Source organism: Paenibacillus marchantiae, from assembly GCF_028771845.1.
GTDB lineage: Bacteria > Bacillota > Bacilli > Paenibacillales > Paenibacillaceae > Paenibacillus > Paenibacillus marchantiae.
In genome coordinates this window covers 3,200,199-3,221,702 of record NZ_CP118270.1, presented here as the reverse complement: position 1 = coordinate 3,221,702, position 21,504 = coordinate 3,200,199, and the positions used below count along the sequence as shown (strand labels likewise).

Annotated in this window: 18 protein-coding genes; 9 read left to right on the top strand and 9 right to left on the bottom strand. The window is 49.5% G+C overall.

The features are described from left to right. Positions 1 to 79 precede the first annotated feature (79 nt). From PTQ21_RS14870 to PTQ21_RS14850, 5 genes are all read right to left on the bottom strand, one after another. Complete coding sequence (locus PTQ21_RS14870; RefSeq protein ID WP_063568088.1) at positions 80 to 1,111, bottom strand: acetyl-CoA carboxylase carboxyltransferase subunit alpha; 1,032 nt, start codon at positions 1,109 to 1,111, stop codon at positions 80 to 82. Continuing rightward, on the bottom strand, positions 1,112 to 2,005 hold the full coding sequence (gene accD, locus PTQ21_RS14865; protein ID WP_063568087.1) for an acetyl-CoA carboxylase, carboxyltransferase subunit beta: 894 nt from the start codon (positions 2,003 to 2,005) through the stop codon (positions 1,112 to 1,114). Between the two features lie 406 nt (positions 2,006 to 2,411). Further along, entirely contained in the window at positions 2,412 to 2,600 is a 189-nt protein-coding gene (locus PTQ21_RS14860; RefSeq protein ID WP_017689496.1) for a hypothetical protein, read from the bottom strand. A 285-nt stretch (positions 2,601 to 2,885) separates the two neighbouring features. Continuing rightward, positions 2,886 to 3,377, bottom strand: a complete 492-nt coding sequence (locus PTQ21_RS14855; RefSeq protein ID WP_024629130.1) for a phosphatidylglycerophosphatase A family protein — start codon at positions 3,375 to 3,377, stop codon at positions 2,886 to 2,888. Between the two features lie 561 nt (positions 3,378 to 3,938). Next, positions 3,939 to 8,036 (bottom strand): DNA polymerase III subunit alpha, encoded by a 4,098-nt coding sequence (locus PTQ21_RS14850; protein ID WP_274570353.1) that lies wholly within the window; start codon positions 8,034 to 8,036, stop codon positions 3,939 to 3,941. A 306-nt stretch (positions 8,037 to 8,342) separates the two neighbouring features. On the opposite strand from PTQ21_RS14850, the gene PTQ21_RS14845 reads away from it, so the two are divergent. The 3 genes from PTQ21_RS14845 (at position 8,343) to PTQ21_RS14835 (ending at position 9,622) form a co-directional block, all read left to right on the top strand. Further along, positions 8,343 to 8,672, top strand: coding sequence for a YtrH family sporulation protein (locus PTQ21_RS14845; protein ID WP_024629128.1), 330 nt, complete (start codon positions 8,343 to 8,345; stop codon positions 8,670 to 8,672). Positions 8,673 to 8,693: 21 nt separating this feature from the next. Next, on the top strand, positions 8,694 to 9,182 hold the full coding sequence (locus PTQ21_RS14840) for a sporulation membrane protein YtrI (protein WP_063564310.1): 489 nt from the start codon (positions 8,694 to 8,696) through the stop codon (positions 9,180 to 9,182). Between the two features lie 98 nt (positions 9,183 to 9,280). Further along, positions 9,281 to 9,622 (top strand): YtpI family protein, encoded by a 342-nt coding sequence (locus tag PTQ21_RS14835; RefSeq protein ID WP_244552145.1) that lies wholly within the window; start codon positions 9,281 to 9,283, stop codon positions 9,620 to 9,622. Positions 9,623 to 9,745: 123 nt separating this feature from the next. Here PTQ21_RS14835 and PTQ21_RS14830 read toward each other — a convergent pair whose 3' ends face one another. From PTQ21_RS14830 to PTQ21_RS14820, 3 genes are all read right to left on the bottom strand, one after another. Further along, the gene (locus PTQ21_RS14830) at positions 9,746 to 11,080 is read right to left on the bottom strand and encodes a DRTGG domain-containing protein (RefSeq protein ID WP_274570352.1); all 1,335 of its coding nucleotides are present in this window, start codon (positions 11,078 to 11,080) and stop codon (positions 9,746 to 9,748) included. Positions 11,081 to 11,317: 237 nt separating this feature from the next. Beyond that, positions 11,318 to 11,605, bottom strand: coding sequence for a hypothetical protein (locus tag PTQ21_RS14825; RefSeq protein WP_063564309.1), 288 nt, complete (start codon positions 11,603 to 11,605; stop codon positions 11,318 to 11,320). Between the two features lie 113 nt (positions 11,606 to 11,718). Then, positions 11,719 to 12,066: a YlbF/YmcA family competence regulator gene (locus PTQ21_RS14820; RefSeq protein WP_024629123.1), complete on the bottom strand. Its 348-nt coding sequence runs from the start codon at positions 12,064 to 12,066 to the stop codon at positions 11,719 to 11,721. A 280-nt stretch (positions 12,067 to 12,346) separates the two neighbouring features. Here PTQ21_RS14820 and PTQ21_RS14815 point away from each other — a divergent pair, with 280 nt between their 5' ends. The 5 genes from PTQ21_RS14815 to PTQ21_RS14795 are packed head-to-tail and all read left to right on the top strand — an operon-like array spanning position 12,347 to position 18,704. Then, positions 12,347 to 13,714 carry a YheC/YheD family endospore coat-associated protein gene (locus tag PTQ21_RS14815; RefSeq protein WP_063564308.1) on the top strand — a complete coding sequence of 456 codons (1,368 nt, stop codon included), beginning with the start codon at positions 12,347 to 12,349 and terminating at the stop codon, positions 13,712 to 13,714. Positions 13,715 to 13,744: 30 nt separating this feature from the next. Then, entirely contained in the window at positions 13,745 to 14,935 is a 1,191-nt protein-coding gene (locus PTQ21_RS14810; protein ID WP_274570350.1) for a YheC/YheD family endospore coat-associated protein, read from the top strand. Between the two features lie 60 nt (positions 14,936 to 14,995). After that, positions 14,996 to 16,369 carry a YheC/YheD family endospore coat-associated protein gene (locus PTQ21_RS14805; RefSeq protein ID WP_090954515.1) on the top strand — a complete coding sequence of 458 codons (1,374 nt, stop codon included), beginning with the start codon at positions 14,996 to 14,998 and terminating at the stop codon, positions 16,367 to 16,369. Next, the gene (locus PTQ21_RS14800) at positions 16,369 to 17,475 is read left to right on the top strand and encodes a YheC/YheD family endospore coat-associated protein (protein WP_274570508.1); all 1,107 of its coding nucleotides are present in this window, start codon (positions 16,369 to 16,371) and stop codon (positions 17,473 to 17,475) included. The genes PTQ21_RS14805 and PTQ21_RS14800 overlap by 1 nt, the downstream gene beginning before the upstream one ends. A 35-nt stretch (positions 17,476 to 17,510) precedes the next feature. Continuing rightward, entirely contained in the window at positions 17,511 to 18,704 is a 1,194-nt protein-coding gene (locus PTQ21_RS14795; protein ID WP_063564304.1) for a YheC/YheD family endospore coat-associated protein, read from the top strand. Between the two features lie 106 nt (positions 18,705 to 18,810). On the opposite strand, the gene PTQ21_RS14790 is transcribed toward PTQ21_RS14795, so the two are convergent. Continuing rightward, complete coding sequence (locus PTQ21_RS14790; protein WP_064640984.1) at positions 18,811 to 19,497, bottom strand: HAD hydrolase-like protein; 687 nt, start codon at positions 19,495 to 19,497, stop codon at positions 18,811 to 18,813. 286 nt (positions 19,498 to 19,783) lie between these two features. On the opposite strand from PTQ21_RS14790, the gene PTQ21_RS14785 reads away from it, so the two are divergent. Then, positions 19,784 to 21,502, top strand: coding sequence for a methyl-accepting chemotaxis protein (locus PTQ21_RS14785; RefSeq protein ID WP_274570348.1), 1,719 nt, complete (start codon positions 19,784 to 19,786; stop codon positions 21,500 to 21,502). Positions 21,503 to 21,504 lie beyond the last annotated feature (2 nt).

Below are 21,504 nucleotides of genomic sequence, written 5' to 3'. Positions count from 1 at the left end.
CTATCTTTTTATCTCTTTTTCTTTTTCCAACTATTAAATTTACTATACTTTTGCTCATTTGTATAGGAAATTCGTCACATCATTCAGCATTTCCCGACAAATTACCTGCTGTATCGACTTCAACAGGTACTTGAGGGGCCTCAATTTGCACCTCAGGTTCAAACGTGACTGATCCAATCTTACGGAATTTCTCATACCGATCCTGCTTCAATTGGTCACCAGTCCAGCCTTTCATCTCGTCCAGATGACGAACCAATGCCTCGCTAATTGCAGCCGCAGATTCTTCATAATCCCGATGAGCACCACCGCGTGGCTCAGGGATTATTTCTTCAATGACCTCCATCTCCAGAAGGTCTTTGGCCGTTATTTTCATCGCTTCGGCCGCCTGATCTGCCTTGGATGCATCTTTCCAAAGAATGGACGCAGCACCGTTCGGAGAGATCGCTGAGTAAATCGCATGCTCCAGCATCAACACACGATTACCCACAGCCATAGCCAGGGCCCCGCCGCTTCCGCCTTCGCCGATGACCACTATAATAACAGGCACCGAGAGCTTCGCCATTTCCAGCAGGTTACGGGCAATAGCTTCCGATTGACCTCTCTCTTCAGCAGTATTACCCGGATACGCCCCTTTAGTATCAACGAATGTAATAATTGGACGACCAAATTTGTTCGCTTGCTTCATGAGACGCAGCCCTTTTCGGAATCCTTCTGGATGTGCGCTCCCAAAAAAACGGGCGATATTATCCTTCGTATCTTTCCCCCGCTGTTGGCCGATGACCGTTACTGTTTTTCCGTTTAGCTTCGCCAGTCCGCCAACAACCGCCAGATCGTCTCCGAACATGCGATCACCGTGCAACTCAATGAAATCGGTAAATATCAATTGGATTAAATCCAGTGCCGTCGGACGCTGCTGATGCCGCGCCAGATGCATTTTCTGAGCAGCCGTTATGCCGGTATAAATCTCTTCTTCGAGTCTATGATAACGTTCTTCCAGGCGTGCAATTTCATCAGTGAAGTCGATGCCTTTTTCCTGTCCAAACTGTACGAGCTCTTCGATCTTCTTGCGCATCTCAACCAGAGGCGCTTCATATGGCAACTCACCCGCCATTTAGACCCCTCCTTTTTCACTATGCATGTCTAGAAGCTTGCCAAGGGTGGCTCGAAGTTCTTTACGATGGACCACCATGTCCAGCTGACCGTGCTGCAAATTAAATTCTGCCGTCTGGAAATCATCAGGCAGTTTCTGACGGATCGTCTGCTCAATGACGATTCTACCGGCGAAGCCAAATACAGCTCCCGGCTCGGCGATGATGATATCACCAAGGCTCGCAAAACTGGCCGAAACTCCACCTGTCGTAGGATCGGTAATGACCGAAATATACAATCCGCCCTGTTCATCCAAACGGGACAAAGCCGCACTAGTTTTCGCCATTTGCATAAGGCTAAGAATACTCTCTTGCATCCGGGCACCCCCAGATGTTGAGAAAATGATCAAAGGTAAGCGTTTCTCTGTTGCATGCTCAATCGCACGGGTAATTTTCTCCCCTACAACCGAACCCATACTACCTGTGAAGAAGTCGAAGCTCATGACAGCAACAACCACAGGCAAACCTTCTAAAGTTCCCTCACCCGTAATGACAGCTTCCTTCAGTCCTGACTTCAGGCGCTGTTGTTCCAGTTTGTTACTATATCCAGGGAATTCAAGTGGATCAACTGATACCATATCAGCGTCATACTCCACAAACCCTTGCTCATCTAGAACCATGGCGATACGTTCCATTGCATTCAAACGCATATGGTAGCCGCAAGCCGGACATACTTTCAGATTTTTTTCCAATTCCTTGCTATATTGAATCGTGCCGCATTTGCTGCACTTGTTCATAAGTCCTTCAGGTATTTCCCGTTTTGGACGTTCTCCAGCTTCCTGACCTTCGCCACGAAGCGCACGCTCGGAAGGTATGGTGGCGTACTTCCGTTTTTTCTGGAATATATCTTTGAACACAACTACACCTCTCCAGCCGTTGATTTGATGGCCGCAACCTGCAGTCCGTTGCATGTAGCAACTTCATCCGCGCGCTGCGGTAAACCGCTTACGACCCATACGCTGCCATGGGCCTTGTCCAGCATTCACAACAAAAAAATCCGCCGGTATAAGGCAAGGATCAGCGGCTTCTGTCAGCACGATTGATGTTACCTGCAATAACCGAAAGATTGTTGCGCTGATGTTTGAATCTGTCTTGGTAGGGTCTCTGGGAGCAATCTGGTCAGTCCTTGTCCTAACAAAAAAAGAAGGAAGGACAGCAGCATACAATACATGCAAGTCGATTCCTCTTTCCGCTTACGCGGTCAGTCCCTTATGTACCATTGGTACTTCTTCATCTGCCAAGGCACGTCTGATATCGAATGAATCAGGAATGCAGAATCGAATTCAGCACTTCCTGAACCTCTTCCAATTCCCCTGAAGGGACGCGAATCTCAAATTGCTGCTTGGATAAACTGATGGGACGGGTCTGTACCAGAAAACCTTCTTCCGAAAGCTTGGTCTTAATCTTGTCCGCAACCTTTGCTGTCGGTGCAATGTAAATCACCGTCCACATGCCATGTCCGCCCCCTAAGCTAATGTTCAGAGCCCGTATATTGGACTAATGATAACATACCTCACTTTTTTTCTGCAAGGAAGGGTTCGGGACCTTTGGGGAGAAAACGAGATCTAGAGGGACATTTGTCCCGCGAGGATAACCGATATGGTTGATGCAATGTTCCTAAGACTTTCTTTATCAAAAAGGAATTCGAGGCCGCTCAGGGCAGCAACAGCCACCCTGGATGACCTTTCATTGAACAAACAAAAGATACCAAATGAATGAAAACACAAATGAAGAAAATCAGATATCCGATGGATATTTCTTGGCTTTAATATTTTTGTGAGCAATTCGGGCAGAAGCAGCAGCGGCGAGCCCGGCAACCAGGTCGTCCAGAAAAACATGTATAGCTGGTCCTGCTTCGTTCAGATCATGAATGACACCAATCTTTTCTTTATCCAGATAACCAAAACTGGTTAAACCGATCATACCATACACATGGGTAATGCCAAGAGCAAGAGTCTCGTCCACTCCATACAGGGATTCATCCGCCTCCATAATTGCCTGCAAAGGCTGCGGCAAAAGGCGTTTCTCAGCAAGCTCGTCGAGGGCTATACCTGTGTACAGCGTATATTGCACCTCACGTTTCTGCAGTACTGATTTCACACTCGTGACACAGTCATCCATAGTCAGTTCCGGGTGGTACCCTTTTTGCAGACGATATACAATTTCCGCGATTGCATCAATCTGTACACCCCGCCGGGCCAGCATGGCTTCTACGATTTCATATGACATATCTCGACCTCCCGCATCGCTCCCCCGAGGACCCCCAGGTCCTTCGGTGTTCTCAAGTGTATGCGGCAAACTTCCAAAATGTTCATAAAAAATGCGGAATGCACATTCGCTTTGATAGTCTGCTTATCCTATAAATTATGTAAAAAGATTCACATATTACATTCTTGCTTGCGTTCAATATCTCCTTCGCCTGCATACCTGATGGAATTGGTAAAATAAATACAAAAAAACCTGCTCGGCAGTTGGCCGAACAGGTTTCATCATTGGAAATAAGAGAGGTGTCCCAAAAGTCATGAGCATGGCTTGAGATACCTTTCAAGTTTTATTCGATTCGGACCTAACGAATCCAGCGCACGTTATTAGCTCCAATTTCCACAGAACTGCGGTTTAACGAATCACAGAGATGTTATTTCGTCATTCTATAAAGTCGTGCCGCAGTTTTGTACCGGAGTAACGTCACTGAAGTTCGTTAAATTTTGCATTTTACGATCATCCGCCTTTAAGGCGCGGTAGATTCGTTAGCGCTTTGAATCGAGAAACAATCTCTTGCGTGACAGCCTATTATTTTATTTTGACCGTGCCCTCACCCAGCATTTTCTCCATCTCGGAGAACAAAGAGGGCGAAGGTTTAATCCGGTAGGCATCACTCAATGCGAGCAGCTTCTGCTGCTGTTCATAGAAGAGCACCGTCGCCACCGGGCCCGAATGCTGCTGAAGCAACTGTTTCAGTCGGGCCAGAAGCTCGGGCTTCTCCGACTGCGGGGTGATCTTCACGAACACCCGCTGCTCCGCCACTCGTGGCCCACGACTCTGCTCCGTGCCGCTAGCGGCCTCAGGGGCCCGACGAGCCACGGAAGCGGCCCCATTGGCATCGGCCGCCCCAGATCCACCCCCAGCGCTGTGCGACGCTGCCGGACCCTGGCCTCCGCTGCTGCGCTGAGCTCCAGCATTCACGCCTGCGCTGCTGCGTGCAGCTACGGCTCCCGCGCCGCTCGCCTGCCGTGGCGGAGCCGCCGGGCGCGAAGCACTGCCGCCGCCGGGCTTGCCGCGCCGTTCGCGGCTGCGCAGCTGCTGTTCCAGTGCCGCCGGTGACAACGGCGCCACTTCCTCAGCCAGCAGCTTGAACCCTTCGTCCTGCTGCTGCACTTTGGCGCGCACGACGAGCAGTTCACCTTTCCCGACATGCTGCTGGCTGCGCCGCCATACTTCGGGAAAGAGAACCACTTCACAGCGTTCAATCTGGTCTTCCAACTCCATGAACGCCATAGCCTTGCCCTGTTTCGTCGTAATCGACTTCACAGACACGACCATCCCGGCTGCCACGGCCATCGTATCGTCAGCCGCTTCCGTCAGCTCCATAATGCGATCTGCGCCGCTGGATTCAAGCACATCTTCATAGTCATCTAATGGATGACCAGATAGATACAAACCTAACAGCTCACGTTCCAACTCCAATTGCTGACTCCCGGAATAAGGCGGAATTTGAGGATATTCAATCTCCCAGTTCGGCGTCTCGACAAAATCAAACAATTGAATTTGCAGATCCTCGCGTTCTTTGCGCCATTTCAAAGCCGCTTCCACAGTCTCATCCAGCATGGCAAGTAATTGGGCACGGTGCCCAGGCAATGTGTCAAAGGCTCCCGCCTGAATAAGCGATTCAATTACACGTTTGTTGCATACCCGCAAATCGACGCGACGACAAAAATCGAGCAAACTGTCGAACGGTCTTTCCTGCCGTACAATCATAATACTTTCCATCGCCTGGGTGCCTACATTTTTCACCGCAGCCAGACCGAAACGTATCGCCCCGGTTGCTGTATCTGCATCAGAGTTCTGATTCGACAATCCATCTTTCTCCTGTACAGCAGACATTTCATGCTGTTCAGAATGCGAGGACTCCTCTTCCCCAGTTCCATGCAGACGTTCTGCTGTAGAAACAGTCACTACGCCCGAATTAATCCGATCCTCGGACTGCTCTGGCACAGCCGTCGCTGCCTGCCACTCATAGGCACTACCGTCTTCGTCTGGTGAGGGACCCGGGTCATCTGGTAGAGGTGCTTCACCGTACTCCGCTTGTCCGGAATAATGATCATCAACATGTATGGCATGTTCCATCGTAGAACTTGCTGTACCGTCCTCCCCATGTTCTCCCTCTAAACGTTGGGTTTCCGCCGCTTGTCCAGCCTTTGTTCTGTTGGATGATCCAAGTACAGGTGTAAACAGAATGCCGCTCTCATTCACATCTGGTGGAAGTACTTCAATATCCATGCGACGGCATTCCACAACGTACTCCGCTACTTTGCGGTGACTGCCCATAACGGCTGTTAACATCGATGCCATAAAATGAATGGGATAATGTGCTTTCAGATAAGCCGTCTGGAAAGCAAGCACGCCATACGCAGCGGCATGAGCACGCGGGAAACCGTAGTTGGCAAACTTGACGATCATGTCATAGACCAGGTCTGCCTCCGCTTCACTGTATCCTTGCTTAAGACTGCCCTGGACAAAATGTCCACGTTCGAGATCCAGTACTTCCCGTTTCTTCTTGGAAACCGCTCTACGGAGCAAATCCGCTTCGCCGAGAGAGAAGCCCGCCATCCGGGAAGCAATCTGCATAATTTGTTCCTGATATACAATGATGCCGTACGTATCCTTGAGGATGGACTCCAGATCCGCATGCGGGTAATCCACTTCGATCTGTCCATGTTTGCCCTGAATGTATTTGGAGATGAATTCCATTGGGCCCGGACGATACAAGGCCAGCACGGAAATAATATCTTCAAATACACTTGGCTTCAGCTCCTTCAGGACACGACGCACTCCTGCGGATTCAAGCTGGAATATCCCCATCGTGTCGCCTCGACCAAGCATCTCATATGTGAGTGCGTCGTCATCCGGAATATGACGAAAATCCGGAATTTCGCCATTTTCCCCAATCCAGCGCAGACAGCGTTCAATAATTGAAAGGGTACGCAGACCGAGGAAGTCCATTTTGAGCAGTCCAATAGACTCCAGGTTTTCCATGGAATATTGCGTTAAGGCCGTTCCCTCACTGCCCTCCTGAAGCGGAACAGCATCCGTCAGCGGATCACGGGAGATGACAACCCCCGCCGCATGTGTGGAAGCATGACGAGGCATACCTTCCACCTTCATGGCCATATCGAGCAATTCACGTGTTTTCGGCTTGGTCTCATACAAAGCCTTTAGTTCAGGGGTGGCTTCCATTGCCCGCTGAATGTTAATACCAAGCTGTGCAGGAATCAGCTTCGCTGCCTTGTCCACCTCGCCGTAAGGCACATTCAGTGCACGTCCGACGTCCCGAACGGCTGCACGGGCAGCCATCGTACCAAAGGTAATGATCTGGGCGACATGGGCTTTGCCATATTTTTTCGCCACATATTCAATGACTTCGTCCCTACGTTCATCGCTGAAGTCGATATCAATATCCGGCATGGAGATCCGTTCCGGATTCAAAAACCGCTCGAAGAGCAGGTTATACTTCATGGGATCAACGTCTGTAATACGCAAGGTATAGGCAACCAGACTACCTGCCGAGGAGCCACGTCCCGGTCCGGTAACAATTCCCTGCTGATGAGAATAGGCGATAAAATCCCACACGATCAGAAAATAATCCGAGAATCCCATACTGTCTATAACCCGGAGCTCATAATCCAGCCGCTGTTCAAGTGCGGCTCTGAGCTCCGAGTCCGTCCAACGTGATGATTCACTATAGCGCTCTTCCATTCCCTCTTCGCACAACTGACGCAGATAGGTAGAAGGACTTTTCCCTTCAGGAAGCGGTCTGTACTCCGGCAAAATGGATTTGCCGAATTCGAGCTGCAACTCACATGACTCCGCGATGCGAACCGTATTCGCCAAAGCCTCGGGCACATGTGGGAACAAACGCGCCATTTCTTGTTCACTCTTGAGATAGAGCTGATTGGTTCCAATGCGCAGCCGATTCTCGTCATCTACCGTTTTCCCTGTTCCGATGCAGATCAACACATCCTGAAGCTCAGCGTCCTCTTCGGACAGATAATGCGCATCATTAGTCGCCACCAATGGAATATCCAGTTCTGCTGCCAGACGAATCAGCTGAGGGTTCACTCTTTTTTGCTCAGATAGCCCATGATCCTGCAGTTCCAGATAGAAATCGGCACCAAAAATATTTTTGTAACGCAGCGCCGCACGCTTTGCCTCTTCCTCTCGTCCATGCAGCAGATGCTGGGGAACCTCGCCTCCCAGACATGCACTTAAACAGATGATACCCTCGTGATGGGCAGCCAGACTCTCCATATCAATACGTGGTTTGTAATGGAAGCCTTCCAAATGTCCGATGGAGCATAGTTTCATCAGATTTTGATAACCCGTCATATTTTTGGCTAGTAAAATCAGATGATGGATCGGCTGATCCTTGCGGCTTCCCCGCTCTTTGCGAGACCCGGCAGTCATATAAGCCTCACATCCAATGATCGGCTTAATTCCCCGCTCGACGCATGCTTTATAGAAAGGAATAGCACCATACATTACACCGTGGTCGGTCAATGCCAGCGTAGTCATTCCGAGATCCGCGGCCTTATTCACGAGATCCGGTATACGCGCAGCGCCGTCCAGCAAACTATATTCACTGTGAACGTGCAAATGCACAAAAGAACTCATGTTTTTTTCTTCCTTTCGCCATGGACAGTCGCATCAACCTTTTTGCATCAGGTTACTGCACTGTCTTCTTCTATCCGTATTTTTCATCCTTCGGTTCAGACCGAAAGTCGTTTTCTGTATTCATGTAAAATGCTCTATTAATGAAATGAATGAAATATAAGGATTCATCCTAATGGAGCGCGTTTTATTATTCTATTTTATCATAACGTTCGGGGGCACGCCCATACAATAGAAGTACAAGCCGCTCCCCCTGTTACGGACCGAAGACAGGAGGTGTGCTGCTGGGTCTGAAAGGGGTGTTGCCGGATGAGCACATTTTTGTCCAAAGCTATTCTTGATTTCTTCATTGCGTTTGGGATCGTGCTGGGCGGCGCGATGATTGGAGGTATAGGAGCGGTGGTCTCTCTCCAGCCTCCGACACAGACGATGCTTGATGTCGCTGGGAAAATTAAAATTTGGGCGCTCGCAGCGGCCGTTGGCGGTACAATCGATCCGATGCGGGTGATCGAAAGCAACGTGCTGGACGGCAATCTGTCTCCGGCAGTCAAACAAATTTTGTACTTGATATCCGCCTTTATGGGCGCACACATGGGTACTGAACTGGTGAAATGGGTTTGCGGTGGAGGACGGGGTTAGCATGACTCCAGGACAGCGCCCATGAGAATCCCGCCTTTTTCACGTTACCGCCCGCTTATGCGCATGACTGCTGTCTTTGTTCTGGGAATGATCGCCGGTTGTGTCGTGTACAACGGTGTATTTCACCTGAGTTACAACGAGTTGTGGCTCAACAATCAGGAGTTGCAGCTTCAGCTGCATCAGAATGAGGAGGATATTAAAACGCTGAAAAAATACAGTAAACGCCAAACCGTCATCAAGGAAATCAAGGTCCGTGCAGAAGACTCTGACAAAGGTCCGGACGAGGCCTCCCTAAAAGTGATGTTGCAGAAACTGGGGGATGAACTTGAGGTGCTCCGGGGTCGCGACGTCTTCAATATCGATGAGTACAGCAAAATGACGCGGATTATGCTGAACCAAAAAGTGTATACGGTCAGAGAAAAGGAATATACCGTCCAGGTGAAAACGATGCTGGTGATGGAAGGTGTGCTGCAAGTTTGGGTACAGATTCGGATGCACGTTCCGGCTTAGGAAATGGATGACAGCCCCGGAAAAAAACTGCCCTTGCCCTCTGCCTGCATGGTACAATAAGGGCAGTAAATGCTTTCCAGAAAAGGAGCTGCGTCTTTGTGTTCATCGATGTACTCAAATATGCCCTAATCGCCATCTTTGCCCTGGCCATGGTCTGTTCAGCTCTGAACAGCATTCGTTCGCGCAGGACCACTGATCCCATCGCCATAGGTCTTTATCGCTCATGGACCAACATCTGGATGGGTAGCATGCTGATTATTCTTTCCCTCATCCTGATGTTTGTGTTTACCGGTTCTACGCTATCCGTCGTTGTGGAAGCGCTATTTCTGATTATAGGAGCGTACAATCTGTTCGCCGGATTACGTAACCGCAGTTACTATGCTCGTCTTCAGCAGCATGCAGACGGTGGAACTGGCAAGACATCCGGACAATCTGCCTGATGCACTTAGCACGATGTCATTGCTTTTTGCCAAAAAGAGAGTATCCTCATCTATCGAACAAGCCTGAACCATGCCGATTTCGGGGTACAGTTCGCTCTTTCGATAAGAGGATACTCTCTTTTTCTAGGCATGGTCAATGGATTGTAGGGTCATTACCGCTTTGCATACAACATTCCCATCACGGGAAATGACAATATCCATTTTGCAGGTCCGACGACTTGTCTCCAAAATAATGGGACGAACCAGAATCTGATCTTCAATCTGTACCGGACGAACAAAATACGTTGTTACATTATCCACGACATGGTCGTTTCCTGTAACATCCCAGGCTGCGCGCCGTCCCGCCTGTGTCATCACATTCAGCAGAACGCCTTCCGAGATGGTACCAAGGTCTGTCGCCATCTGCGGAATGATGAATCCGTGGAAAAACAATTCGTTCTGCTCTCCGCGCTCTTCCGCAAACCCGTTCCAGATCAGATGATCAAACGTCTCTCCAAGCTGTGGCTGCTTCTGTGCATCACGCATCGCCTGCAATACTTCCTTACGTGTGACGGATGCAATCAGTTTACGGTTCCGATCTACAATCGGCAGGAAGTCAATGCCTTCCCACGTCATGATCTGTGCAGCCGAAGCCAGTGAGGTTTGCAGCGAAGCTGTGATCGGGCGGCGTACGACACACTTCTCAATACTCTGATCCTCTTTTAACTCGCTCACATCTTTCAGACTCACAATACCGATAACCCGGTTCCATTCATCTACTACCGGGAAGCGATGCTCTCCCGTTTCTGAAACCAGCAGATGAAAATCCGCAGCTGAACTGGTCACCTTAAGCACCTGAATGCGGGGTTTCTGACCGATGATATCCTCTACCAACATAATCTTTTTCTTAATCAGTCGATCAAAGATCGCACGGTTAATCATTGAAGCCACTGTGAACGTATCATGTCGGGAGGAAATGATGGGCAGACCCAAATCATCAGCCATCACTCTCACTTCACGGCTTGTACCGAAGCCACCTGTAATTAATACACCTGCGCCCTGTTCGAGGGCAAGGGAGTGTGCATTATCCCGGTTACCAACAATCAACAGGCTTCCCGCGTCAATGTAACGGGCCATGGCCTGCTCTTTCATCGCACCGATCACGTACTTGTGAAGCGGTTTGGCAAGACCGTCACTTCCACCCAGCACATGACCTTCGACGATGGTTACCACATCGGCAAAAGTCAACTGCTCGGTCATACCGCGAGGTCTTTTCTCGATCCGCACCGTTCCAATTCGTTCCTTGGTCACGACCAGGCCGAAGTTCTCTGCCTCTTTTACCGCACGATATGCTGTTCCTTCGCTTACGCCCAGCTCCCGTGCCAGTCCGCGCACCGATATTTTACTGCCTACCTTCAGTTGTTCAATATGTTGAAGCAATTGTTCGTGCTTCGTCACGTTTTCTTCCTGTCCGTCCATCTGTACCACCCCCGAAGATGCATCTGTACTATTCTGTATCTATTATAACACGACCTTAGGAAAATAACCCCATTCTACGTACCTTTCTCCTAAAGAACCTCGCTACATGGATCTGAATAATCGGAGCAGCAAATTACGGGTATAAAAAAAGACCGGTTCCTTTTATGCCAAAGGGAATCCGGCCTTACTTAGACAGATAGAACCATCTCTATTACCATGTCGTATGTGATCCAAACCTTATACAGATTTGCTCTGCTCCTGCTTGTCCACCAGTTTCATCTCCCACTGCCGCAGCTTTGCCCGTCGAACAGCTTCCAGTGCACGCTTCTTCTCTTCATCCACACCAAGAATAAAATGCAGATGTGCACCAATGATTAATAACGAGAACAGCACCCATACGATGCCAAAAATATTAACCCAGTCCATTCCACCAGCAAAGGAAATCCGCGGCAACGCAATAACCAGCATCGACAACGCGATAACCAGATAGATCACATGTTTTGCTTTCTTTAACCTTTTCACCATTCACAGCTCCTTCATTCTTGATCGACTCTATATGTCTAGTCTATGAACGATAAGGAGCTAATATGAGAGGTTCAGGCAAAAAAACGGGACAAGGTTTAGGTTTAGGTTTAGGTTTAGGCTTCAGCGCCACCGTACAGATGACCCAGGCTGTCTGCAATAATTTTGTTCACGTCTTCGATAATGACACTCAGGCGACGTTCAGCGTCAAACAGACGACGGATATTCAGGTTCAGGCTCAATACTTCGAACAGTTTCTCCATTTTCTCCATTTCGTCCGGTGCAGGCATATCCCCACTCATCATACGTTGTTGCAATTCCATCTGTTGATCACGAAAATTATCCAGCATAGCCTTTGCTTCCGGATCTACTTCGATCAGCTTCATCGCAGAAGTAATTTCTTCCACCTCGCTGCTTTCTCTCAGTGCTTTGGCCAAATCATTGGCTTTGTCATAAATGTTCACTATAATTCCTCCTCAAATTGGGTTGTTCTTCTGTTATTCATTCGTATTCATTCGCATTCTCATCGCAACGTTCACCCGTGTTAATACACGTATTTCACTTCCGTCAAACAAAGGTTGCGGAAACATGCCATCCATTACCTACCGAACATCAAATGCATTTAATCCAAATGGGTCAATCACCAAGGGTTATATGTCCTCATATGATGAAGCACATGCCATGTTCAGATGCCGTTCAACTTCGAGATCAGACATCAAGTTGCCGCCCGGAAGGAGATCCGTGATGTCCACTAAAAAAGTAACGATTCAGGTTACCGGCTCGGGCATCCTGCAGGACGACGTCATCATGCTCGGTGAAGGGCTGCTCAAGGCGCTTAAAATCCCTTCGGGAAGGCCGCTTCAGCTGCAATTCGGCTCTTTCCGCCGTGAAGTTACTGTCATCCCTGTTCCCAGGTATGACGGTCTGCGCATCAATCAGACGGTAGCCAGCAAGACCGGCCTTGTTTCCCGTTCGGTCCTGAGCATATCTTATCGTTCAACCAGCCGTACTTTGCGTCTTGGACCCTACATCAGTGTATTGGTCAGCCAGGATTACCCCGATCAGCCCGATCGGCCCTTTGGCTCCATCACGATGTTCTGTCAAGAACTGGTGAACGCCTGCCGGAAGAAGGGCGCCTATGTATCCTTTTTCACACCGGAGGATATTGGAGCGGTAACGGGTTATATGAAAGGCTGGGTGTATGATGACGGCTGGAAAAAGACCGTTCTGCCTATAGCAGACGTCGTCAATAACCGGCTGACGTCCCGTAAGCTTGAGAACAAACCTAGCGTACAGCATTTTATGAAAGAAGTAAAATCGCTCTACGGTACACAAACCTTCAACGAAAAGTTTCTGGACAAAAATGAAGTATTCGATGCCTTGAAGTCCATTTCAACACTGAAGAGGGTACTACCCGAATCCCATTTGCTCAAAGCTTCCGCCACACTCAAAACGATGTGCAATCGATATCCGGTTGTCTTTCTGAAGCCTGTTCGCGGGTCGCTTGGCAAAGGTATCATCCGGGTCTCTCGTCAAAGCGACGGCAGCTTCCTCACCCTCGCTACAAGCGTTGGGGGGACCCGAAAACAAACGTATGCTTCTCTGGATAAACTGTATGCCAGTCTGTCTGGGAAAATGAAAACAACGCGCTACCAGATCCAACAGGGTCTTTCCCTGATTGATAACAGCGGCAGACCCGTAGACTTCCGTGCGCTTGTGCAAAAAAACCGTACGGGCAAATGGAGTGTCACTTCCATCGTCGCACGTATTGCAGGCGGCAGTCACTATGTATCCAACCTGGCACGAGGTGGAAGTCTCAGCACCGTCAAGGAAGCTGTAGCCAAAACCCAATTATCCTCATCAGCCAAAGCTTCTGCGTATGCAGGATTGCATACGGCGGCGCTGGATATCGCCAAAGGCATTGAAGGTGCCATCCCCGCCCATTTCGGTGAACTCGGCATCGACCTTGCCTTGGACACCAGCGGAAGGGTCTGGCTGCTTGAAGTAAACTCCAAACCATCCAAGAACGATAATACGCCACTTAGCGAGAGCAAAATCCGGCCTTCGGTCAAAGCGATGCTGGAATACTCCACCTATCTGGCCGGATTCTGAAGAGTCATCCATTAGAGGAGGTGCAGCGGCATGTTCCTGCAACATCAGACAAACACACTAGCCATCCTGGTTCGGGCAACAGAAGGCTCGCCTCCTTTCGTGGATGAACTCTTCTGTCGTCGTCTCAGTTTGGAAAGCGACCGTTACGGCCTAAATATCATTGTGCTGGCCGTAGCGAATAACCCCAGCGTATCTCGGCTCACACAGGGCTATGTATTTGACAGAGGAGAATGGAACATCGTGCCTCTTCCTGCTGTGGACCTAATCATGGACCGCTGTCTGCTGCCACTTCCCAGAACATTCAAACAGCAGCTTCAGCAGCTAGTTTCCTCAGGCAACGGACACCACGGTCGTTACTGGTCTGCTTCCTTGCCTGGTAAATGGAAGGTATATCGCGCTTTGTCTACTGATATAAGACTGCGTGCTCTTCTTGCGCCTACGACACTTCTTCAGTCGGATACCCGATGGGAGAAATGGCTAGAGCGCTGGCCGAAAGGCATTTTCTTCAAACCTGTATCGGGCACCCATGGTAAAGATACGTTTCGCCTTTATCGCGAAGATCACCACACCTCCTGGATTATGGAGGGCAGAAATACTCGCAATGAATTGATTCACCGTACATTTGAGCATCGCCAGGATGTCTCTGCCTGGCTGGATTCACACAAGGCCGGTAAAAAGATGATCTTACAGCCGTACCTGGAACTGAGTCATCACGGACGACCATTCGACATTAGGGCCTTGATGCAAAAAAATGGGCAAGGACGCTGGTCTCTAACCGGATGTATGGTACGGGAAGGGCCGGCTGGCTCACTCACTTCCAATTTGCATGGAGGGGGAAAGGCGTACCCTGTGCATCCTTATCTGCTGGAACGATATGGGAGCAAGCAAACCAGCACTCTGCTGGAGAAGATCAGGCAGGCTGCTGCCCGCATCCCTACCCTGTTGGAAAGCCAATTTGGCAGACTGGCCGAACTGGGTCTTGATTTCGGAGCAGATGTTCAGGGTCGCCTCTGGCTGATCGAAGTGAATTCGAGACCGGGACGTTCCTCATTCGCAGAGGCGGTTGACCCCCGTATGCACAGTCTGACCTACACCCAGCCGCTTGCCTATGCCCGTTATTTGCTGCAACAACATGTTCTCACGGACGTGAAGCGTCCAATGAAAATGCCGAATACATCCAGCACAGCTGGCCTGAAACCCATCCCGATTCACGGCGGTTGAGGCACGCAGCGCCCCGCTGCCATGGAGCCGAAGGATCTTTTCAGGATAGGAGGATAAATCATGAGTTTGACCTTTTGCAATCTGCATTTCACACAGCAACCGGATAAAGTGGTTTATGTATCCAACGCATTAATGAAAAGCCTAAATCTAACCGGCAAAAAAACGATTCATCTGCGGTTTGGTCGTGACAGGGTGCCCGCAACCATCAAACCGATCAAAAAGGCTGGCAAACATCTCTATCTCGCTTCTGGCATACGCAATCTGATGAACGTTCCGAAACGGGGCAGCATCTACCTCCGCAACTTGCAGAACGATGAAGTCCAGTTGGGTCCACTGATTGGCGTGCTGTCTGACGGACCTTCGTCTGGCTCCAATCCGTTTGGTTCCCGTACCGGTTTTATCAAGCAGTTGCTTCGCGAAGGCAGCCGTAAATCCTATATTTATGCGTTCACTCCAAGAGATATCAACTGGCAGAACGAAACGGTATCCGGTTTTTTCCTTAACGACAATGGAAGCTTCAGTCGCAAAACCGTACCTCTGCCAGACGTCGTGTATAATCGGTTACCCAGCCGCCGCTCTGACTTCTCACCAGCGATCAACCAACTGCGGGAGCGATTCATTCGCCGCAAAATCCCTTTCTTTAACTGGAGTTTCTTTAACAAATCAGATATCTACAATTTGCTGGAGAATGACCCGGCAGCAGGGAGATATATACCTGAGTCCATCACCAACCCGACGGTAGAGCAGATGAAAGAAATGCTGGAACGCCATCAGTTTGTCTATTACAAACCAACAGCGGGAAGTCTGGGCAACGGTATCTATCGATTGACCTACTCTCCCAAACGTGGATATTTTGCCCGATATCGCAAAAAAAGCGGCAACGCACTTCTGCGCTTCGGCTCATTTAACAGCCTGATGCGCATGCTTCAAGGCAGACATGGCAAACAACTTCGCGGTTATGTTGTTCAACAAGGCATCCGGCTTATTGAGATTGACGAATGCCCCATTGATTTTCGTTTTCACATGCACAAGAATGGCAACAATCAATGGGTCGTCGTTGGCATCGGCGCCAAAAAAGCTGGTCGCGGCAGTGTAACCACACATATCAAAAACGGCGGCTCCCTGATGACACCTGAGCAGGCACTCAAACGAAACTTTGGTGACCGCTCTGGAGAAGTGCTTCAGCATGCCAAATCTGTCGCTATTACACTGGCCCAGGCGATTGAAACCCAGCACCAGCATCTGATTGGTGAGATTGGCTTTGATCTGGGCATTGATCAGGAGGAACATGTATGGATGTTCGAAGCGAACGCCAAACCCGGCCGCTCCATTTTCCGTCACCCTTCGCTGCGGCTGGAAGGAAAATCATCAGTGGAGCACATCCTGGAACATTGCCTGTATTTGAGCAAATTCCGGAAGAAAGACGGCATTTGATGAGCTTGCAGGATGATTTTAGACCCGTTATTGCTATCCTGACCATGCATGATGATCAACGGATGTTCAGAGGAAACCATCAAAACTTCCTGGATATTGTGCAGACGGGCGAAAATATGGGATATGTGGTGTACGTCGTGACTGTAAGAGATTTAAACGTGAGCGGCCCCACCGTAAAAGGATACACTTACAACAATGGGAGTGGGAGATGGACTTCACAGTCCTTCCCCCTTCCCCATGTACTCTACAATCGGATTCCCAACCGGGAAGATGAACGCAAATCTTCAGTACAGCGAAAAATTGAAGAATGCATGCATTCTGGAATCGAACTGTATAACCCGTTTTTTTTCAATAAATGGAATCTGTTCGAATGGCTTAAGAAATCCAAATCCACCCAGCAGCTGGTCCCCCATACTCGCCGGATGCGAACAGCAACTGCTCTCGGGACGGTGCTGCGATCACATCCCTACCTATATCTGAAACCAGAGAGCGGCAAGGCCGGCAAAGGCATCATGATGCTCAAGTTCCAGGAAAAAGAACGTCTTCCTTACCGACTTAAAATACAGAGTACCCGAAAAAGCACCACGTACAAAGCAGCAACCCTTTCCAAGTTATGGGCAAGAATTCGCAAGGAGACCGGACACACGCCCTATATCATGCAACAGGGTATTGAGCTGGCGTCATCTCACAAGCGCCCATTCGATCTCAGGGTACTCGTGCAGAAAAACGGCAAGGGACAGTGGAGCGTAACCGGTGTTGGCGCCCGTCTCGCTGGCTCCCGAAGCATTACCACCCACGTTCCGCGTGGAGGTACGGTGGAGGACCCGGAGAAGCTGCTCACCGATCTCTTCGGGGAAGAAATGTCGAATACACTGATGAAGCGGGTGAAGTCCACTTCATTGTTGATCGCGAGACAAGTGGAACGAGGCTCAGGGCATACGCTCGGTGAGATGTCCATGGACCTGGGCATTGACGATCTGGGCGAGATCTGGTTCTTTGAAGCGAATGCAAAGCCGATGAAGTTCGATGAACCGCAGATTCGGCGGAAGTCACTGGAACGTATTTTTCAGTACAGCGCCTACCTTGCCCGTCAGTCCAAACGATGATGAACAGGAATAACAGCAAAAGAAGGTGATTGTTTGTGTCCTCACCTGTTCTGGGCATTATGACGTTGTACTTAAATGAACATCGCGCTCTGGAAGAACGGAGCATATACCGCAGAATGATCCTTGAAGGGCGCAAGCGGGGACTCGATATATATGTGTTCACACCTGCCGATGTACATCCAGGAGGCAAACAGATTGAGGCCATGGTCTTTCATTCAGGAAAAGGCTGGTCCCGGGAATGGCGTTCATTCCCGGATATCATCTTCGACCGTTGCCGCATACAGCGCAATCGCAGATTCCAGCAGCTGCTTGCCTTTCGGCAAAGGTATGGTCACTTGCTCTTTCTCAACCGCCCATTGCGTAATAAGTGGACCATCCATCAGACACTCTCGGCGAAATCAGCCTTTCGTGAGCATTTGCCCGACACTTTTCTGTATCAGGATATGTCCGACGTCAATCGAATGCTGAAGGCCTCCTCCCTGCTCTACCTGAAGCCCATTAATGGAACCGGAGGGCGCGGAATTCTCCGCATTGAACGCAGTGGCAGCGAGGCCAATACAGTTCTCGTACAAGGACGGGACCAGAAGCGGCGGATCATCACCCCGCGTAAAGTCCATCTGTCACGCTTGGGTTCACTTCTCCAGAACTGGAATATGAAAGACAAATATCTGGTTCAACAGGGGATTCAACTCCAGCTTCCGAATGGCCGTGTTCATGATTATCGAATGCTGGTCCAGAAGAACGGCGAAGGACAGTGGGAATTGACCGGATGTGCCGGACGGATGGGTGCGGAGAAAAGTGTTACCTCTAATCTGCATGGTGGTGGTCAGGCCATAGCGATGCACAAACTGATGAAACAATGGATCACGGATGAGAAGCAGCGAACAGAAATTTACGCAACGGCCGAGAAATTCGGGATTGATGTAGCTACGTTTCTGGAAAACACCTATGGCAACTTGTGTGAATTGGCTCTCGATTTGGCGATTGACAAGAGCGGGCACATCTATCTGCTTGAAGTGAATCCAAAGCCTGCGCGTGAGGTGTTTGCCCGCATTGGTGAGAATGATATCTATTCCAAAGCGATCACCCAACCATTGGAGTACGCCTTGTGGGTGTACCGCAATCATGCAAATACAATTCGTCCCCCTCGGGGGGTGAAGGTAACTAAACCGGTCAAACGCGTAAAAGGTAAATCCGCCACCCTCAAAAGAACCAGAGGATCCCGGTGATGACCGTCAGACTTCATTGGTAGTGAACCAAATCCTCCTTGAACTAAAAAACCGACCACTCCAATGTCCGAATGGACTAGGGGTGGTCGTTTTTTTGGGTTTTGTTCTACTCGGCTTCCCGATACAAACGAAGCAGTTCCGTAAAATCAGAGATCAGTACATCTGATCCTGCCAGTTCTTCGTCCCGTCCGAATCCTGCATAGGCACAGCCGATGACGGTCTGGTTATTCATTTTGCCTGCCTCCACATCCGAAGAGCGATCCCCTACCATCCATGCATCCTGAATCCGATGCTTCTCAAGCAGGATCTGAACCAAGTTAACTTTGGAAGGGGTCTTGTACTGTCCAGCACTATACACGCCTTCAAAGAGCGGCATAATCTCATGGGCAAAGGCCACGCCTTTGACATAGTCCTCCAGCCCGTTGCTGGCGACAAACAACCGCACACCCTGTTCTTTCAACGCTTTCAGCGTCTCTTTTACTTGTGGGTACAGCTGCGAGCTTCCCCCATCCAACCCTTCAATCTCCAACTGAAGCAGCAATTCGTCTGCACGTCGATGGGCCGCAACTGAAGCTTCGGGCATAACTACTTTCCATATATCCTCTAGCAACATCCCCAGGCTTCCCAGCATTCGTTCTTCAGGAGGAGTCTCTCCCTCAAAATGCCCTTCGGCCCGCAATGTATCAAACAGCTGATGATAGGCTGGCAACAACAGAGTTTCCGTCTGAAACAAAGTACCATCCATATCAAAAATCATCGCTTCCGGTTTACGCAATACCGTCTCTTTTGTCATGTCCAATGTTCCTTTCGGATTGGGATATGTATTCGGAATCGTTCCCCTTCCATGATAAACATAAACGTTTGGCAGTGTAAACCGCGCAATGTAAAACATCTGTATCGTCGACGCCATACAAAATCCACAAACATTATACTTAAATTAAACAAACTATATACAAGTAAACATCCTTTAAGTATAATACTGAAAATAGTTCTTTAGACACCACACCTAAAGGACTATAATAGCTATTGTTCAAGTTTTTTCGACAAATACATATACCCCAAGGAGAGGCATAACAAACATGAAAAAGCACAGGACCTTCAAAATTTTTTATAAGATTGGTTTAGGTTATTTGCTCGTACTCGCGGTGCTCGCTGGCTCTATTTTATTGATTCAAAACAGTATCAGCCAGTTGCAACGAGAACTGGACTTTCTGGTGGATCACGATATGAAGGTACATGATCTAACCTATGAGATTGAAAATATTATGGTGAACATGGAGACAGGACAACGAGGTTATGTAATTACAGGACAAGAAAACTACCTGGACCCTTATAACACAGGCGTTCAACAGAAGAATATACTCAAGGATCAGCTTGCGGTGCTTGTCTCGGATAACCCGGCACAGCAGGCACTTCTTGAAGAAATCTCGGCTAAAATGGATGACTGGATTCAGATCGCTGGCGAACCGGTTATTGCGCTTCGAAAAGCGAATGATATGGCGGCGATCAGGCAATTTTTTGTGGAGGACCCCGGCAAGAAGGATATGGATGAGATTCGCGGTTTATTGAATACATTTCGCACCAATGAGCTGGCGTTGACTGAAAATCGCACCGAAGCGCTGAAGCAAAAGAACAAAATTTTGAACTGGGAGCTTTACGGAGCGCTTATCGTTGTGGCCTTGATCTCGATCTTTGCAGCCTTGATTCTATCCCGTTCCATTGTAAAAAACATCCGAACAGTAATCCGCGCGCTGAATGACATCGGCTCCTCCAATGGCGATCTGACACTGCGCATTGCCACGCCGATGAAGGATGAAACGCGGGAACTTGCGGAGGCAGCCAATACGATGCTCCTTGGTTTGCAGCAGATGATGCTGGACGTCCAAAGCAACGCTACCACCCTGAACGCCGCATCAGACCGGCTGGACAAAGGCGTGTCCGACAGTCATCTGGCTGGAAAAGAGGTTGCCGCAGCCATGGAACGTGTGGCCGAAGGCGCAGATGAGCAAGTTGCACTTACACAGACGATGGTTGCCGCCATGGAACAATCCCTGACCGGACTCAACCGGGTTGCTGGCTCCGCATCGGAGGCTGCTGAACGCGCTGTACGCACAGAGTCCATTGCACTCGATGGACAGCAGCGAATTAATAATGCGGTTGGCAAAATGGGGACCATCGAACAATCCTTCCTGTCTGTTCAGGGAGCCATTCATGAAATATCCAAAATGTCCGATCAGGTCATCAACATTGCCGATTCCATGTCAGGCATTGCAAGACAAACGAATCTACTCGCGCTCAATGCCGGAATTGAAGCGGCGCGTGCAGGGGAGAATGGACGCGGATTCGCTGTAGTCGCTGGCGAAATTCGGAATCTGGCAGATCAAAGCGCCACCTCTGCCAAAGAAATTACAAGCATTCTGGAGACGGTCGTAGCTGGTATACAGAGCACCGTTCATGAAGTCGAAGGCAGTACACAGCATGTCAGCGAAGGCTTACAGACGATTGAAGACGCGGGCCAAGCCTTTGCGAATATTACGCAGCACATTCAAGACCTCAGCGCTGAGATGCTGGATGTATCCGCTGTGGTTGAAGAGCTCACCACAGGCAGCGAAGCAGTAATGACATCCATTAACGAAGTATCAGCCGTTGTAGAGGACACCGCATCTGCCACGGAGGAAGTATCGGCTATGACCGAGGAGCAGCTTGCGTCGTTACAGGAAATGGCGGATACGTCCAAGCAATTGAACGAAATGTCAGATGCGCTTGATCAATTGGTTAACCGATTCAAGCTGTCCTGACC